General features: G+C 67.6%; 16 protein-coding genes. 13 read left to right on the forward strand and 3 right to left on the reverse strand.

Features of this window, described 5'->3' with window-relative positions; genetic code table 11:
- The first annotated feature begins 146 nt into the window (after window positions 1-146).
- Window positions 147-1,295, forward strand: coding sequence for a sigma 54-interacting transcriptional regulator (locus tag WMF28_RS34320; protein ID WP_437597726.1), 1,149 nt, complete (start codon window positions 147-149; stop codon window positions 1,293-1,295).
- A gap of 826 nt (window positions 1,296-2,121) precedes the next feature.
- Window positions 2,122-3,414: an HNH endonuclease gene (locus WMF28_RS34325; RefSeq protein ID WP_437597727.1), complete on the forward strand. Its 1,293-nt coding sequence runs from the start codon at window positions 2,122-2,124 to the stop codon at window positions 3,412-3,414.
- Between the two features lie 253 nt (window positions 3,415-3,667).
- Here the strand turns inward: WMF28_RS34325 and WMF28_RS34330 are convergent, their stop codons facing one another.
- Complete coding sequence (locus tag WMF28_RS34330) at window positions 3,668-3,964, reverse strand: phage integrase N-terminal SAM-like domain-containing protein (RefSeq protein ID WP_437597728.1); 297 nt, start codon at window positions 3,962-3,964, stop codon at window positions 3,668-3,670.
- A 192-nt stretch (window positions 3,965-4,156) separates the two neighbouring features.
- Here WMF28_RS34330 and WMF28_RS34335 point away from each other — a divergent pair, with 192 nt between their 5' ends.
- The 6 genes from WMF28_RS34335 (at window position 4,157) to WMF28_RS34360 (ending at window position 7,251) form a co-directional block, all read left to right on the forward strand.
- Window positions 4,157-5,038 carry a hypothetical protein gene (locus tag WMF28_RS34335; RefSeq protein ID WP_437597729.1) on the forward strand — a complete coding sequence of 294 codons (882 nt, stop codon included), beginning with the start codon at window positions 4,157-4,159 and terminating at the stop codon, window positions 5,036-5,038.
- A gap of 321 nt (window positions 5,039-5,359) precedes the next feature.
- Complete coding sequence (locus WMF28_RS34340) at window positions 5,360-5,587, forward strand: DUF433 domain-containing protein (protein WP_437297539.1); 228 nt, start codon at window positions 5,360-5,362, stop codon at window positions 5,585-5,587.
- Window positions 5,584-5,916, forward strand: coding sequence for a DUF5615 family PIN-like protein (locus tag WMF28_RS34345; RefSeq protein ID WP_437597730.1), 333 nt, complete (start codon window positions 5,584-5,586; stop codon window positions 5,914-5,916). Before WMF28_RS34340 ends, WMF28_RS34345 begins: the two co-directional genes overlap by 4 nt.
- The gene (locus WMF28_RS34350; protein WP_437597732.1) at window positions 5,917-6,390 is read left to right on the forward strand and encodes a VOC family protein; all 474 of its coding nucleotides are present in this window, start codon (window positions 5,917-5,919) and stop codon (window positions 6,388-6,390) included.
- Between the two features lie 227 nt (window positions 6,391-6,617).
- Complete coding sequence (locus tag WMF28_RS34355; RefSeq protein WP_437597733.1) at window positions 6,618-6,818, forward strand: hypothetical protein; 201 nt, start codon at window positions 6,618-6,620, stop codon at window positions 6,816-6,818.
- A gap of 10 nt (window positions 6,819-6,828) precedes the next feature.
- Window positions 6,829-7,251: a hypothetical protein gene (locus WMF28_RS34360; protein ID WP_437597735.1), complete on the forward strand. Its 423-nt coding sequence runs from the start codon at window positions 6,829-6,831 to the stop codon at window positions 7,249-7,251.
- Window positions 7,252-7,518: 267 nt separating this feature from the next.
- Here the strand turns inward: WMF28_RS34360 and WMF28_RS34365 are convergent, their stop codons facing one another.
- Entirely contained in the window at window positions 7,519-8,406 is an 888-nt protein-coding gene (locus WMF28_RS34365; protein WP_437597736.1) for an SDR family oxidoreductase, read from the reverse strand.
- A gap of 110 nt (window positions 8,407-8,516) precedes the next feature.
- Here WMF28_RS34365 and WMF28_RS34370 point away from each other — a divergent pair, with 110 nt between their 5' ends.
- From WMF28_RS34370 to WMF28_RS34390, 5 genes are all read left to right on the forward strand, one after another.
- Window positions 8,517-9,425: an AraC family transcriptional regulator N-terminal domain-containing protein gene (locus WMF28_RS34370; RefSeq protein WP_437597737.1), complete on the forward strand. Its 909-nt coding sequence runs from the start codon at window positions 8,517-8,519 to the stop codon at window positions 9,423-9,425.
- Window positions 9,426-9,648: 223 nt separating this feature from the next.
- Window positions 9,649-9,804, forward strand: coding sequence for a hypothetical protein (locus tag WMF28_RS34375; protein ID WP_437597738.1), 156 nt, complete (start codon window positions 9,649-9,651; stop codon window positions 9,802-9,804).
- Between the two features lie 263 nt (window positions 9,805-10,067).
- A complete protein-coding gene (locus tag WMF28_RS34380) occupies window positions 10,068-10,469 on the forward strand; it encodes a hypothetical protein (protein WP_437597740.1) in 402 nt (133 codons plus the stop codon).
- The gene (locus WMF28_RS34385; RefSeq protein WP_437597741.1) at window positions 10,459-10,830 is read left to right on the forward strand and encodes an HNH endonuclease; all 372 of its coding nucleotides are present in this window, start codon (window positions 10,459-10,461) and stop codon (window positions 10,828-10,830) included. Before WMF28_RS34380 ends, WMF28_RS34385 begins: the two co-directional genes overlap by 11 nt.
- A 197-nt stretch (window positions 10,831-11,027) precedes the next feature.
- Window positions 11,028-13,430, forward strand: coding sequence for an alpha-amylase family glycosyl hydrolase (locus WMF28_RS34390; RefSeq protein ID WP_437597743.1), 2,403 nt, complete (start codon window positions 11,028-11,030; stop codon window positions 13,428-13,430).
- Window positions 13,431-13,449: 19 nt separating this feature from the next.
- Here WMF28_RS34390 and WMF28_RS34395 read toward each other — a convergent pair whose 3' ends face one another.
- Complete coding sequence (locus WMF28_RS34395; RefSeq protein ID WP_437597745.1) at window positions 13,450-14,472, reverse strand: NADP-dependent oxidoreductase; 1,023 nt, start codon at window positions 14,470-14,472, stop codon at window positions 13,450-13,452.
- Window positions 14,473-14,638: the final 166 nt, after the last annotated feature.

Consider the following 14,638-nt stretch of genomic DNA (forward strand, 5'->3'; position numbering starts at 1 on the left):
CGGCTCGTCCGCCATCGTCCATCGTCGTACCGGGTGGCTCATCGCTGGTCGCCGCCTGCGCTGAGGGCAGCACGGTAATGTAGACAACGGCAGACGCGGCGCCCGCCGTCTGCCCTCGAATTATCCACGAATCGAGGAGATGCGATGTGGAAGCAAGCGCAGCCCCTTCCCGGCGCACGGAACACCTCCGCTGGTTCGGCGGCGGGATGACGCGCGTCCTCTGGCTCGAGGATGACAGCGAGGTGCGCGTCGTCGGCGCCTCGGAGCGCTGGGTGCGCGCGATGGAGCGGCTGCGCGAGCTCTCGGGGCACGAGCGCGCGCCGCTGCTCATCGCGGGCGAGCCGGGCACGGGCAAGGAGCTCTGCGCGCGCCTGCTGCACGCGGCGAGCCCGCGGGCGGGCGGGCCGTTCGTGGCGCTGAGCGCGGCGCGGCTCCCGGCCGAGCGCCTGCGGGAGGAGCTCTTCGGCGTGGGGGCGGGGGCGGGGCTGGGGGGCCTGGGGGCGGGACTGGGACTGGGGATGGGCGCGGGGGCCGACGGGCGGCATGCGGCGCGCCCGGGGCTGCTCGAGCTGGCCCAGGGGGGCACGCTGTTCCTCGACGAGATCGGCGCGCTCCCGCTCGAGCTCCAGCCGCGGCTGCTGAGTGTGCTCGACGGCGAGCCGTTCTGCAGGAGCGGCGGCGGGGAGGCGCTTGTCGCGGACGTGCGCGTCATCGCTGCCACGAGCCGCGATCTCGCCGCGCGCGTCCTGGACCGCTCGTTCGACGAGGGTCTTCACGGGCGGGTCAGCGCGCTCGGGCTCGTGCTCCCGCCGCTGCGCGAGCGCGACGGCGACGTGCGCCGGCTGGCCGAGCACTTCCTTTCGCGCCAGAGCGTCGCGGCGGGGCTCCCGAGCGGCGGGATCTCCCCGCGCGCGCTCGCGCAGCTCGAGGCGTACCCCTGGCCGGGGAACGTCGGCGAGCTCCGGAGCGTCGTCGAGCGCGCGTTCCTCCTGGCGCACGGCGCGCCGCTCGATCTCGAGCACCTGCCGCCCGAGATCGGCGCGGCGGCCCCGCGGCCGGCCGCACCGCCGCGGTCGGGCCCGCCGGGCGCGCTGCGGCCGTCGCCTCCGGCGCGGGGCAGCGCGTCGCTCGGGGAGGCCGTGCGCCGGCACATCCTCGCGGTCTACGCCGCCCAGGGCGGCAACGTGACCCGCACGGCGAGCGCGCTCGGGATCACGCGGGTCTCGCTTCGCCGGCACCTGCGCCAGTACCTCGCCGCGGGCGCGCGCGACAAGGAGCCGCTCAGCAGTCGCTAGATCTGCGGGCTGCTCGGAGCACGTCGGACTACGCACCGCCGGCGCAGGATGGCGCCCGTCGGGCGGTGATGGCTTGGGGTTGGGGTTTGGGGTTCTCCACGAACACCGGCGAGGTGACACGGCTCCGTTACCGAAGGGCGCATCGGCCGGCCGCTGACGTCTCGACCTCCGGCAAGGTCGCCGCCTCCACCAACCCGTCGCAACCTTGCGTCGTTCGAGTCGCCTGATCGCCGCGCACCGACGGGTTGACATGTCGGGTTGGCGGTAGGCTACGCTACCCCCTTCACGATGCGCAGGAGGGGCACGATGGGTGGGATCAGATGGTTCGGCGGTCGACCCAGGAGCGGCGGTCCGTGGGCCCGGAGGCTGATCACGCCGAGCTGGCCGCGACCGCGTGAGGCCTTGACCGCATCCTCATGCGCGCGTGCCTGCTGCGGATCGACGGGCCGGCCGAGCGCACGCGCCCCCTCGAACTCGATGGCCCCTCATGACGCCGGCGACGCTGGGCGTGCGGGCGCCCGGCGATGGCGAGCCACGGCGCCCAGGGCCGCCGTCCCCACCCGGGTCAATCACCCGACCAGATTCGCCGGGACAAACGAGGCGGGATTTCCGGAACCAACCATCGGATCGAGGCTATTTTGCCCGGATCCCGGTCGCACGGTGCGCGGTACGATCTGTACCGATCTCGTGGCGCGATCAGCCGGGGCGTCAGCGACCTAGCGACGGAATACGTGGTTATGCACCGGCGGTCTACTTCCGGAGTTGTGCTGATAGGTCGCGGAGGTCGCGGCCTACCTCCGTAAATACAGAAATAGACCACGGAGAGATGCGGCTCATCCGCGGGAATACGAAGATAGGTCGCGGCGGCTCGCGACCTACATGCTGGACGACGGAGATAGGCCGCGCGTCACAGCTGATTGCGACGTTAGGCAGGAGAAAGGACCTCGACGTGATTTGTCCATACTGTGGCTACGACAAGGATTGTGCATTGTTCACCGATGAGCATGTGCTCCCACGTGCGCTAGGCGGGAACGTTCAACCGACGAACCCGTTCCGTTGTCGGGTTTGCAAAGATTGCAACTCTGCATGCGGTCGGTGGATTGATGGGCGGTTCGCCAAGAGCTGGCCGATTCACAACTGGAAGACAGATGCAGCCCGCCGGACATACGACCCCAATGCAGAAGTTGCATTCCCTCCGTCGTACATAGGCACTCGCTCGGACTGGAACCAAGCAGATGGCACAATCTGTGAATTCTGGCTAGGACCAACAGGCGATCATATATACCACTTCCATGAACCGTACACGGACGCCGACGTGTTTGCGGGGCGCCCTCCGCACATCCCCGCCACCAAAGTCGATCCGGGGACAGTATTTGTCGCGTTCGTCGGGACCAATCCTGTCTGGCCACCAATTGTGTACCGAGGCGCGCGAGAGACATTCGACGAGGTGACGCCTATACATCTTGTAAACGCAGCGCCTCACCGCGATAGCGTACCGTATCCAGCGCTAACGACCAGCAGACAACAGGCGCAGTACAACTGGATTAAGAGCCGACCTGAGGGAGTGATGGTGCCAGCGCAGCTCGCGATGGATGTGGACTGGGGCGAACGGTTCTTGATCAAATTTGGTATCGGCTTGGGGGCAACGCTACTGGGAGGCAACTTTGTTACGTCTCAGCATTCAGGTGTCCTTCGAAAAGCCCTCTGGGAACGGAAGCCGGAATCACGCGCGCAACTGGGTATTCGGGGCTCCGCTTTCCTTGCGCGTGACGAGATGCAGATGCCTATGTTTGCAATTCCACAATGTCACACGATCGTGGTAATGCCCGTTCAAGGGCGGCTCATGGCGCTACTGAATTTGTATGGCCGGCATGAGGGAATGATCCAGATTAGCGACGACCAGCAACTGTGGGAGTGTTTGATACCCGAGGAAGGGCGAACATGGACCATCGCTCCGGCATTCCGTCGGTTCGTTGGGCCTGTGTCTATCATCGATTTTATGAACAACGGAGAACCCGAGACATCACCGCTACGGAAGCAAATTGATGCAATTCTCGATAGCGGAGTACCACTTCCTCCATACCACTTAACGGACCCGACGGAACCAAAGTCCGCCTAACGAAATAGCGTTTTCGCGGCGACGGAGTGGCGCTCGCGAAGCGAGCGACGCTCCGACCGGCGTTAAAACGCTGGTTGAACAAACCCGCCCGGATGGCAGCAGCAGGAGACTGGGGACTTCACGCCGGCGAAGGCACGGCGGCATCCCTGCGAGGGCGGTGTGTGGAGGGGCGAGCGAGGATCTGGGGGGGTTCATGGCCGCGGACGGGCGATGTCGGCGGGATTGAGGAGCGGCGATCGTGATGTTTTTCGGGTCATGCGCGCACGTGTCCCTTGGAACGCACGGGGCATCCTTCGTCCTCGTCCGTGAGCGCCTCCGGCTCCCGCGCTACCCGATCGATGAACGGCCGCACCGAGAGCAGGTATCCCTCCTGAGTCCGCGGTCGAAAATCGCGCAGCCGCATGTCCTCACTCATTCGCCCCCGCCAGGTCGTAAGCGTCACCATGGTCGTCTCCGTCGAACGCGCGGCGACACTGCATCGCCGTGCGAGGACAAGAGTGCCAGGCGCCGACATGGGCTGGCAACAGGCAAGCGATCTCATGAGATACATGGTGAGCGCGCGCAGCGACCAACGCTCCTATCGGCGTGTGCCGCAGTCTGGAGCTACCGCGCTTGCGCGGTTTCGTTCAACAACCCGCTGCACCCGACGGTTTGCCCCGCCGCGCGCCGCGCGGCAGGACGCCCCGCGGGGGACCGGGTAGCCGTTGGGCAGCCCCCGGAATAGCCCAAGGAAACGGTAGCGATGCCAGCACGTTCGAACATCCTGCAACGCTTGGTGCTCGAGGTTCACAAGGATCTCGGTCCTGATTGGACCGTTACGGAGTCCCGCCTTTTGCGTGACGCACGCACTGGCGAAGATCGCGAGGTGGACGTCGTTGCCGAGTCATCCGTCGGTGGGTACTCGCTCATGTTAGGGATCGAGGTGCGGGACCGAAGTCGCCCCGCCGACGTCACATGGGTGGAAAGCATGGCCCAGAAACATGCCGACCTTCCAACGAACAAACTGATCCTCTGGTCGGCGAACGGCTTTACCGATGCGGCGAGACGCAAGGCCGAATCATTGAAAGCGGTAGCGGTTGATCCCGTCGAGAGCACCGCCGTCCCGTGGTCCAGTTTCGCGCGCAACCTCGTGGGCGGTTTCATCAAGCTCGTGCACGTCCAGTTTGACACTGTGATCGATGTAACGCTCGCTGACGGCGCCGGCGCGCGGTGGCAGGCGGGCCGAGAGACGATCTTGATGGACGAGGTTGGAACCCGCGCCGCGACAGTAGGGGAGATCCTTGACCAGGTTACCCCCCACTTGCGCACCGCGGTGCTCGATCATGCGAAGAATGGCGCCGGCGACTTCCACGCCGTCTTCACGCCGCCGCTTCCCTGCTGTGTTGTCGGTCCAACCGGTGAGACCGGGGGTGTGCGGAGAGTGATCTTCTCGATGGCGACGCAGACGGATACCGCCGCCTTGGATACCCGCTCCGTTCTTTGGAACGACGCGGTCACCAGCATTGCTGAAGCACAGTTCGAGAAGGGCGAAGTGCGCGTTGTCGCGCGCGAGACGGCGAACGCGTCGGCTGAGATCTCCGCTGTCCAGCTTCCCCGACCTGAGCGAAGTAAGGGTCGTCCATGACCAAGGCTGCCCAACAAGGGCTTACAGCACGACGGGGCACCCAGGGTAGCTTCAATCGCCAGCACGCCCTGAGGCTGAAACCCAAGCCGTTGGGCGGGCACAACGGCCTGTCGGACAATTCCTGCACCGCGCCCGCCAGGGAGCGGCGGCCGCTTGCAGCGGAAACGGTGGACGGACTGTTGGCGGCCGCCATCACGACGCTGAACCGACTGCGGCCGCCCCCGCCGAGCATCTGCGCCTCGCACGATTCCCGACCCCCAGCTGAGCGCCTGCGCAGCTGGCCATGTTGACGCCGGGAGCGCGCCCGTTTATCCTGCTGGCATGAACTACCAGCAGTTAATCACGATCGAGCCAGGCAAGCGCGGCGGTAAGCCGTGCATCCGCGGGTTGCGGATTACAGTGACTGACGTTCTGGAGTATCTCGCTTCTGGCATGTCGGTAGAGGAGATCCTTGCCGACTTTCCAGATCTGACTGCGGAAGACGTGCGTGCCTGCCTGGCGTTCGCGGCCGACCGAGAGCGTAGGCTTTGGGCGGTGCCGCCGACGTGAAGCTGCTGTTCGATCAGAACCTGTCGCATCGGCTCGTCGCCTTGCTGGCGGAGCACTATCCTGCATCCGTTCATGTCCGGGATGTCGGGCTCGGCGCTGCCGATGATCAAGTCGTCTGGAGCTTTGCCGCCCAGAACGGACTTGCAATTGTTTCGAAGGACTCAGACTTCCAGCAGCGGGCATTCCTCTACGGCCATCCGCCCAAGATAATATGGGTGCGCTTAGGGAACTGCACGACAGCCGCAGTTGCAGCCTTGCTCCGAGCGCGGTACGACGACGTGCTCGCCTTCGAAGCGGACCCGACGGCAGCCTTCCTCGTGCTGTCTTGATTGGCTGAGGAGCAGCCCAACAAGGCGCTGGTGCCGACGCCGCTTCGCGGCGTGGCACACCGCCAGATCGTTGGGCCGCAGGAGAAGTCGATGAAACGCACGTGGACAATCATTGGGGTCGCTGATGTGGGTCGCAGCTTCAACTGGTATCAGTCGCTCTTCGGTCAGCCAGAATCGGCACCTGCTCATGATTATTTCGGGCAAGTCCTCGACACGGACGGGACGGTCCTGCTCTGTCTTCACAAGTGGGGAGGCCATGAGCACCCAACCCTGATCAGTCCCGATCGAGCGGAGCCTGGCAATGGGCTATTGCTGTTCTTCCGGGTGGATGATTTCGACGAGGCGCTGTCACGCGCCAGAGCACTTGTCAGTCAACTCGCGGAGGAGCCCCAGACGAATCCGGCCACCGGGACCCGAGAGTTCGCTCTCCGCGATCCGGACGGTTACTACGTCATGGTCAGCGCACTCGCTTGAACGTGTATACGTTGATTCGCGCGGCGGAGCATGGCTTCCGAACAGTGCACGTCGTCGGCGCGTAGCACCGAACCGACTGGGCATTCGAGCATCGTGGGCGGCGTAGAGGTGTCGATCGAGCCGATGGATCGTGGACATGAGCCGGGCCCGACGGGCTGCTCGCCGAGGCGGCAACGCTTGCGGCGATGAGCGACCCATGGTAAGATCACTAGCCGAGGTAACGCGTCATGTCCCTCGTAGAACTGCTCCCGGATATCCAGTCTTTGCCGCGTGCTGATAAGCTCAAGCTGATCCAGTTCCTCGCACAGGAGCTGGCGGAGGCGGAGGAGCTACCCGCGCTCAGGGCGGGCCAGTCCTACCCCGTGTGGTCGCCCGACCAAGCGTTTGAGGCGGCCGAGACGCTCCTCCAGACCTTGCGCACCGAATAGGAACCGCGACGTGCCCGCTACGGGTCAGCAGTTCTCCTTCCTGGCGCGCTCCTCTGAGCATGCCGCCGGAAGCCTTGCGCCGATGCTCCCGCTAACGCTGGTGGGAGGGCGCAGCGTGCCAGCGTTGGGCCTGCTCGACACGGGGGCTGCGGTCAATGTCCTGCCCTACGCGATCGGTGTCAGCCTTGGGTTCGACTGGGATCAGCAGAGCACCGTGGTGCAGCTCAGCGGGAACCTGGCGATCGCCGAGGCGCGCGCCGTCCTCGTGTCGGCGGTCGTAGCGGGCTTCGCACCGGTGCGCTTGGCGTTCGCCTGGGCAAGAGTAGACACCGTGCCTGTCATTCTGGGCCAGATCAACTTCTTCCTGGAATTCGACGTGTGCTTCTTCCGCGCGCGTCAGATTTTCGAGATTCGACCTGCGCAGCGACCATAGCTGCGGCGCCACCATCGCGAAGACGCTGCGAGGCGAATACCTTCCAGTCGCGCTGCATGATGTGGATGAAGAAGGCACCAACACGGGCTGTGTGACAGGTCAGTCAGCCCACGATAGACATCGTGGGCGCACGCAGCGACCAACACTTCTATCGGTGTGTGCCGCAGTCTGGAGCTACTGCGCTTGCGCGGTCTCGCTCAACAACGCGATGAATCCAGGCGCCTCCGTCGAGGTTCGTCCTCGAGAAGAACGACAAGCCCTATAGAGCTACGTGCGCGCGAAGTACGTGCCGTGCTCGAGATCGGCGAGCAGGCCGGGCTGCTCAGGCTTCCAGCCGAACCGCGCCTGCGTGAGCGCGCTCGACGCGGGGGTGTCGAGCGCGAAGAACGCGCCGAGCCAGCCAAAGTGCTCCTTGGGGACCGACTCGACCGGCAGGCCGAGCTTGCGGCCGATCACGCCGGCGATCTCGCGGGTCGGAATCCCCTCGTCGCCCACCGCGTGGAGTCGCGCGCCGGCCGGCGCCTTCTCGAGGGCGAGCGCGAACAGCCTCGCGGCGTCGAGCCGGTGCACCGCGGGCCACCGGCTTTCGCCATCACCGATGTACCCGGAACGCCCGCTCTTGCGCGCGATCTCGATCAGCATCGGGACGAACCCGTGGTCGTCCTCACCGTGGACCGACGGCGGCAGCCGCAGCGAGGACACGCGCACGCCGCGGCTCGCGAACGAGAAGGCGAGCTGCTCGGAGGCGGCCCGCGCGCCACCGGTCGACACGTCCAGCATCTCGTCCTCGGTGACGGCGCGGCCCGGCGTGAAGCGCGCGATGCCGGAGGTGATGACGAGCGGGCGTTCGGAACCGACCAGCGCGCTGCCGAGCGCCTCGATCGCGTTGCGGTCCTTCTCGCAGTTGCCGGCGCGGTCGGTGAAGTCGTCGTGGGAGAACGCGCAGTGGATCACCCCGTCGCAGGCGGCGGCGCCGCGGCGCAGGCCATCGAGATCCATGAGCTCGCCGCGGTGCACGTCGACGCCGGCGGCGGCGAGCTTGGCGGCGGACGCGTCCGACCGCGCGAGACCGAGCACTCGGTGGCCGGCACGGAAGAGCTCCGGGACGATGGCGGAGCCGACGAAGCCGCTGGCTCCAGTGAGGAAGACACGCATGGGACACCTCTCCTTCTTTCACGAACACGATGGCACCGCCGCGGCGCGCGCGAAATACACGGTCGTCTCCAGTTCTTGCCCGATCGTCTACATGGGGCTAGGCTGCCACCGTGTTCGCCGGGCGGGACCAGTTGAAGATCCTCATCGAGCGGTGGTGCCCCAGCGACGGCGTGCACGCCTCGCCGGTGCCCGGAATTTCTTGCATCAAAGTCTCGCGCCAGGATCAGCGCGCCAAGCGGCACTGGCGTGCGTCGTTCTGTATCATCGTGCAGGGCACGAAGGAGATCCTGCTCGAGGGGCAGGTCTATCGCGAGCGCGAGCCGCACTACATCGTTAGCCCGATCGACCTGCCGGTGACGAGCCGGGTCGCGGGCGTGTCATCGGCGCACCCGTTCCTGGCCCTGAAGATGGACTTCGATGCGGTCGCGCTGCGCGAGGTTGCGGCGCAGCTCGACCGCGCGCGGCCGGAGGACCTCGAGCCCCCGGGGCGCGCGATCTTCATCGGCAAGGCGAGCGACCGCATGCTCGACGCCGCGCTCCGGCTGGGCGCGCTGTTCGTGACGCCCGACGACGCGACCGTGCTCGCGCCGCTCGTGATGAAGGAGCTGATCTTTCACCTGCTGAAAGGCCCCGACGGCCCGGCGATCCGCCAGCTCGTGCGCGCGGGCAGCCAGGCGCACCGCATCTCCGAGGCGATCCATCGCCTGCAGGCGTCGCTCGACAAGGACGCCGACATCGCCGCGCTCGCGCGCACCGCAGGGATGAGCCGGGCGGCGTTCTTCAAGCGGTTCAAGGAGGCCACCGCGATGAGTCCGCTGCAGTACCAGAAACGCCTGCGCCTGCTCGAGGCGCGCCGCCTGATGGTCGAAGAAGGCCTGGGCTCCGAGGCCTCGGCGTTCCGCGTCGGCTACACGAGCGCCTCGCAGTTCAGCCGCGAGTACTCGCGCATGTTCGGCAACGCGCCGCTGCGCGATACCCGCGCGCTGAAGCAGATGGCCGCGGTCGTCCAGGACATGTAGTCCGTAAACGCCAAACCCGGCAATCGCTTGCTGGGCCGGTATCTGTGCGGTCATGCCGATCCATGCCTTCGCTGGGAGCACAAGCGAGGAGATCGGCCACCGAACCCGCGGCGGCCGCGGGCAGGAACGGCGATGTCGCGGCGCCTTTCATCACGGATATCGTTCCCGCCATCTCGGGATCCAACATCCGCGAAGTCGCCTGACCCCAGCGCAACGAAACGCGATGAAACACGTCTTCGTCGAAACCAGCTTCCTCATCGAGCTGCTCCGCCCCTTCCCGTCGAAGGATTCCGAGCAGCTCTTCGCACGCAACGATGGCGTGGATGTGCGCTTGTATATCCCGTCCCCTGAAGCAACCACCTCCTGGATGACAATCTGACGCGCACAATGGCCACGGAGCGGCCCTACAAGCGCATGCAGCCGGCGCCGCTTGGCGATGCGGCTGATGCGCTAGCTACGGGTACTGTGATTCGTACGGAAACGGGCTCCGGCCCGAACGGATGCAGGCGGACGGACTCGCCGGGGCCATCTGGGACGGGTCGTGAGCAGCGTCCTCCTTGGCGTTCTCTTCCCGGGTCTCGCGGCGCTTGATCGCCGGACAGCGCGGAGTAACATGTAGGCATGGCTGTTCAAGCTGTAACCGTGAACCTCCCGGAGCCGCTGTACGAGCGGCTGGCTCGACGCGCGATCAGGACCCACCGCACGGTCGAGGCCGAGATCGTCGAGGCGGTCAGCAGTTCGCTTCCCGAAGAGCCCGGCGAGCTGCCGGCCGACATGGCGGAGGCGATCGCCGCGCTGCATCTCCTAGACGACGAAGACCTATGGCGAGCCGCCAGGACGTGCCTCGCCCCCGAGAAGGCTGCCGACCTGGAGGAGCTCCATATCAAGCGTCAGGGGGAGGGGCTGTCCGCATCAGAGACGGAGGCGCTCGCGACGCTCATGAGCGAAACCACGCGGATCATGCTTGTTCGCTCCCGAGCTGCTGCGCTGCTCAAGCAGCGAGGACATGACGTCTCGGGGCTGCGCCAGGAACATGAGCCGTAGCTACGTTCCCAAGGCGCTGCGGGAGCAGATCACCGCGGACGCGCGTCATCGTTGTGGGTACTGCCTTACCTCGTCGAGCATCACCGGCACGCCGATGGAGCTGGACCACATCATCCCGGTGTCGCTGGGCGGACCTACTGCCAGAGAAAACCTCTGGCTCGCATGCTCGATGTGCAACGATCATAAAGGCAACAGGATCGCCGCCTCCGACCCGCACACCGGAGAGATCTCGCGCATCTTCGACCCACGGCGGCAGGTCTGGCAAGACCATTTCGGCTGGAGCACAGAGGGGGGACATTGTCATGGGCAAGACGCTCACTGGCAGAGTTACGATCGCCGCGGTTCGTCTGAACCGCGCTGAGCTCGTGGAAGCCCGACGGGGTTGGATCATCGTCGGCTGGCATCCGCCCAAGGATTGAAGCGGAGATAGAACCAGCGCCGCGCCTGTGGGCGACGCGACAGTATGGGCGGAGCGTCGCTCTTCTCCGCGCCGCTCGGGTCGACTTTCCGCGACGCCTGCGCAGACACGTCTCCTGCGATCGGATATTCCTCGAGGCCATGTTGCGCCGCCGCATTGCCCTCGTGTTGGCCGCTGTCTCCGCGGCCACGCTCCTCACCGTCCCGCTCGCGTGTGGGAACGATCACGAACTCGACACCGGTCACGGAAAGGGCACCGGCGGCGCCGGGGCGGCCAGCGGCGCCGGGGCAGTCGGCGCCGGGGCAGCCGGCGGCGGCGCCGGGGCAGCCAGCGGCGCCGGGGCAGCCGGCGGCGGCGGCGGCAGCGGTGGCGGCGATTGGCAGGGCGACCTGCTCTGTCCGACGTCGTTCACGTTCACCGCGCCCCCGGGGGCCACGGACGTCCGCCTCCCTGGCGAGTGGAACGGCTTCGATCTCGGCTCCGCCCCGCAGCTCCTCGAGGGCGGCGCACAGGGCCAGCCCGTGGCCACGGTCGACCTGCCGCCGGGGCTCCACGCCTACAAGATCGCCTATCGGTCCGGCAGCGACGTCTCATGGGTGCTCGACCCGGCGGAGGGGCGCCGCAAGTACGTCGACGGAATCGAGAACTCGGCCGTCAAGGTCCCCGACTGCCGCCTTCCGGCGTTCTCGGTCGCCTCGAGCCAGGTGACCCGGGCCGCCGCCGGAGAGGGCGCCTTCGAGGCGCGGCTCGCGTACCGGGACGGCATCGAGGGCGCGGGCCCGGACACAGCCGCGTTCGAGGCGATGCTGCAGGACCAGGACGGCGAGGCGCGCCTGCTCACCGAGCAGGAGCTCTCGGTGGACGAGCGCGGCGACGTGCGCATCGACGTGCGGGGCCTCGCCGACGGCAAGCACCGGATCACCCTGCGCGGGGCGACCCGGAGCGGCCGTGTCGGCGAGCCGCTCCGGCTCGTCTTCTGGGTCGAGGCCGAGCCGTTTTCCTGGGAGGACGCGCTCATCTACATGGTCGTCACCGATCGTTACCGCGACGGCGATCCGGACCTGAACGCGCCCGCCACGCCGGGCGCCGATCCGCGGGGCGACTGGGCCGGCGGGGATCTCGAGGGGCTGAGGCAGGCGATCGAAGAAGGCACCCTCGACGCGCTGGGGGTGCGGGCCATCTGGCTCACGCCGTTCCAGGAGAACCCCGCCGGCGCGTACCCGGCGAGCGATGGAGTCCACCAGGTGACCGGGTATCACGGGTACTGGCCCATCAAGGCGCGCGAGGTGGATCCGCGGCTCGGCGGCGCCGAGGCGCTGCGCGCGATGGTGGCCGAGGCGCACCGCCACGGGATCCGCGTGCTCCAGGACTTCGTTGTGAACCACGTCCATGAAGATCACGAGTACGTCGCGTCGCATCCGGACTGGTTCCGGACGGGGTGCGTCTGCGGCACGGACGGCTGCGACTGGACGTCGCACGCGCTCGACTGCATGTTTGCGGGGTATCTCCCCGACGTGAACCACACGGTGCCGGAGGCCAACGCCGCGTTCGTGGAGGATGCGGTCCACTGGCTCGATGCGTTCGATCTCGACGGGCTCCGGGTGGACGCCGTGAAGCACGTGGAGGAGATCGCGACGCGCAACCTCGCCGCGGAGGTCCGCGAGACGTTCGAGCCGGCCGGCACCCGTTACTTCCTGATGGGCGAGACGGCGATGGGCTGGAGCGACTGCGGGCAGGGCGCGTCGTGCAACGACGAGAATTACGGGACGATCGCGAAGTACATCGGTCCTCAGGGGCTGGATGGCCAGTTCGATTTCGTCCTCTACCACGGCGTCTCTTACCGCACGTTCGCCTGGGGCGATGCGGGCATGCTGCACGCCGCGTACTGGGTCGAGGACGGGCAGAAGCGGTGGCCGGAGGGCGCGATCATGACGCCGTACCTCGGCAGCCACGACACGGCCCGGTTCGCGACGCTCGCCGACTACCGGGGTCAGGACGCGGCGCACGATCGGGATGTCCCGAACCGCCAGTGGTCGGACACCGCGGAGGGCCCGGACTCGCCCGAGGCGTATGCCCGCGTGCGCCTGGCGATGGCGTGGCTCCTGGGCCTCCCCGGCGCGCCGCTGCTCTATTATGGCGACGAGTACGGCGAGTGGGGCGGCGTCGACCCGAACAACCGCAGCCTGTGGCGTCCGGAGGACGACCTCGCGCCCGACGAGCTGGAGACGCTCGATTTCGTGCGCCAGCTCGGCGCCGCGCGCCGGGACATCCCCGCGCTCCGCCGCGGCGCCTACGTGAACCTCACCGCCACGGAGGACACGCTGGTCTTCGGCCGCCGGCTCGCCGAGGGGAGGTCCGCGGTCGTGGCGCTCACGCGCGCTGCGACGGCGCAGAGCATCTCGGTCGAGGTCGCGCACGCGCTGGGCCTGCCGGCTGGCACCGAGCTCACCGACGCGCTCGGCGGCGAGGCCGAGGTGGTCTCCGCGGCCGGCATGCTCTCGATGAGCATCCCGCCGGGCGGGGCGGTGATCCTCGCGCCGTGATCCCTCGGCCCGGCGCCGCTCACGACGCGACGCGCACGAGCAGCTTGCCGAAGTTCTCGCCCTTGAGCAGCCCGATGAACGCCTCGGGCGCCTTCTCCAGCCCCTCGACGACGTCCTCGCGGTACTTGATGCGGCCCTCGCCGATCCAGCGGCTCACCTCCCGGAGGAACTCGGGGTGCTGCTCGGCGAAGTCGCTGACGATGAAGCCGCGCAGCGCCAGGCGCTTCGACAGCACCTGTCTCATCAGGCCCGGCAGGCGGTCCGGCCCGGGCGGCGGCGCGGTGTCGTTGTAGTGGGCGATGAGGCCGCACACCGGCACGCGAGCGAAGGGGTTCAGGAGCGGCAGCACCGCATCGAACACGGCGCCGCCCACGTTCTCGAAATACACGTCGATCCCGTCCGGACAGGCCTCCTTCAGGCGCGCCGCCAGCTCGGGGCTGCGGCGGTCGAGGCAGGCGTCGAAGCCGAGCTCGCGCACCACGTAGTCGCACTTGCGCTGCCCGCCCGCGACGCCGACAGCGCGGCAGCCCTTGATCTTCGCGAGCTGCCCCACCACCGAGCCCACCGCCCCCGAGGCCGCCGCGACCACCACGGTCTCGCCCGGCTTCGGCTGACCCAGGTTGAGCAGCCCGGTGTAGGCCGTCATGCCCGGCATGCCCAGCACCCCGAGCGCCGTCGAGACAGGGCCGAGCGCGGGATCCACCTTGCGCAGATCGCTTCCATCGGTGATCCCGTACGTCTGCCAGCCGGTCCGCCCCTCGACAAGGTCGCCCGGCGACAGACCGGCGACGCTCGACCGCAGCACCTCGCTCACGGTGCCCCCGACCATCACATCGCCGACCTCGACCGGCGGCGCGTACGACGGGCCGGCGCTCATGCGGCCGCGCATGTACGGATCCAGCGACAGGTAGAGCGTGCGCAGCAGCGCGCGGCCCTCGCCGGGCTCGGCGAGCTCCTCCTCGATCAGCTTGAAATCAGACGTCCTGGGCTCGCCGACCGGCCGGGCGGCGAGGACGATCTTGCGGCTTCGCAGGGTGCTCATGGTCCGGCAATCCTGCTCGAACCGGGCGCGATTTCCAGAGGAATTCGGCGAGATTCGGCTTGCGGCGAGCGGCGCCCGCGAGCGGCGGGCTGCCTCGCGGCAGCGGCGGCGGGCGGCGGAGGACAGCAGGAATGCGGCCTCGGCCGCGCTGTCCGATTGAGCTCCG

This window comes from Sorangium sp. So ce590, from assembly GCF_051521365.1.
Taxonomy (GTDB): Bacteria; Myxococcota_A; Polyangia; order Polyangiales; family Polyangiaceae; genus Sorangium.

Bases quoted from the DNA above. Each gene is read 5' to 3' on its own strand.
- WMF28_RS34325 (WP_437597727.1), top strand. From the start codon at position 2,122: ATGCGGCTCATCCGCGGGAATACGAAGATAGGTCGCGGCGGCTCGCGA.
- WMF28_RS34330 (WP_437597728.1), bottom strand. From the start codon at position 3,964: ATGTATCTCATGAGATCGCTTGCCTGTTGCCAGCCCATGTCGGCGCCT.
- WMF28_RS34335 (WP_437597729.1), top strand. From the start codon at position 4,157: ATGCCAGCACGTTCGAACATCCTGCAACGCTTGGTGCTCGAGGTTCAC.
- WMF28_RS34340 (WP_437297539.1), top strand. From the start codon at position 5,360: ATGAACTACCAGCAGTTAATCACGATCGAGCCAGGCAAGCGCGGCGGT.
- WMF28_RS34355 (WP_437597733.1), top strand. From the start codon at position 6,618: ATGTCCCTCGTAGAACTGCTCCCGGATATCCAGTCTTTGCCGCGTGCT.
- WMF28_RS34365 (WP_437597736.1), bottom strand. From the start codon at position 8,406: ATGCGTGTCTTCCTCACTGGAGCCAGCGGCTTCGTCGGCTCCGCCATC.
- WMF28_RS34375 (WP_437597738.1), top strand. From the start codon at position 9,649: ATGAAACACGTCTTCGTCGAAACCAGCTTCCTCATCGAGCTGCTCCGC.
- WMF28_RS34385 (WP_437597741.1), top strand. From the start codon at position 10,459: ATGAGCCGTAGCTACGTTCCCAAGGCGCTGCGGGAGCAGATCACCGCG.
- WMF28_RS34390 (WP_437597743.1), top strand. From the start codon at position 11,028: ATGTTGCGCCGCCGCATTGCCCTCGTGTTGGCCGCTGTCTCCGCGGCC.
- WMF28_RS34395 (WP_437597745.1), bottom strand. From the start codon at position 14,472: ATGAGCACCCTGCGAAGCCGCAAGATCGTCCTCGCCGCCCGGCCGGTC.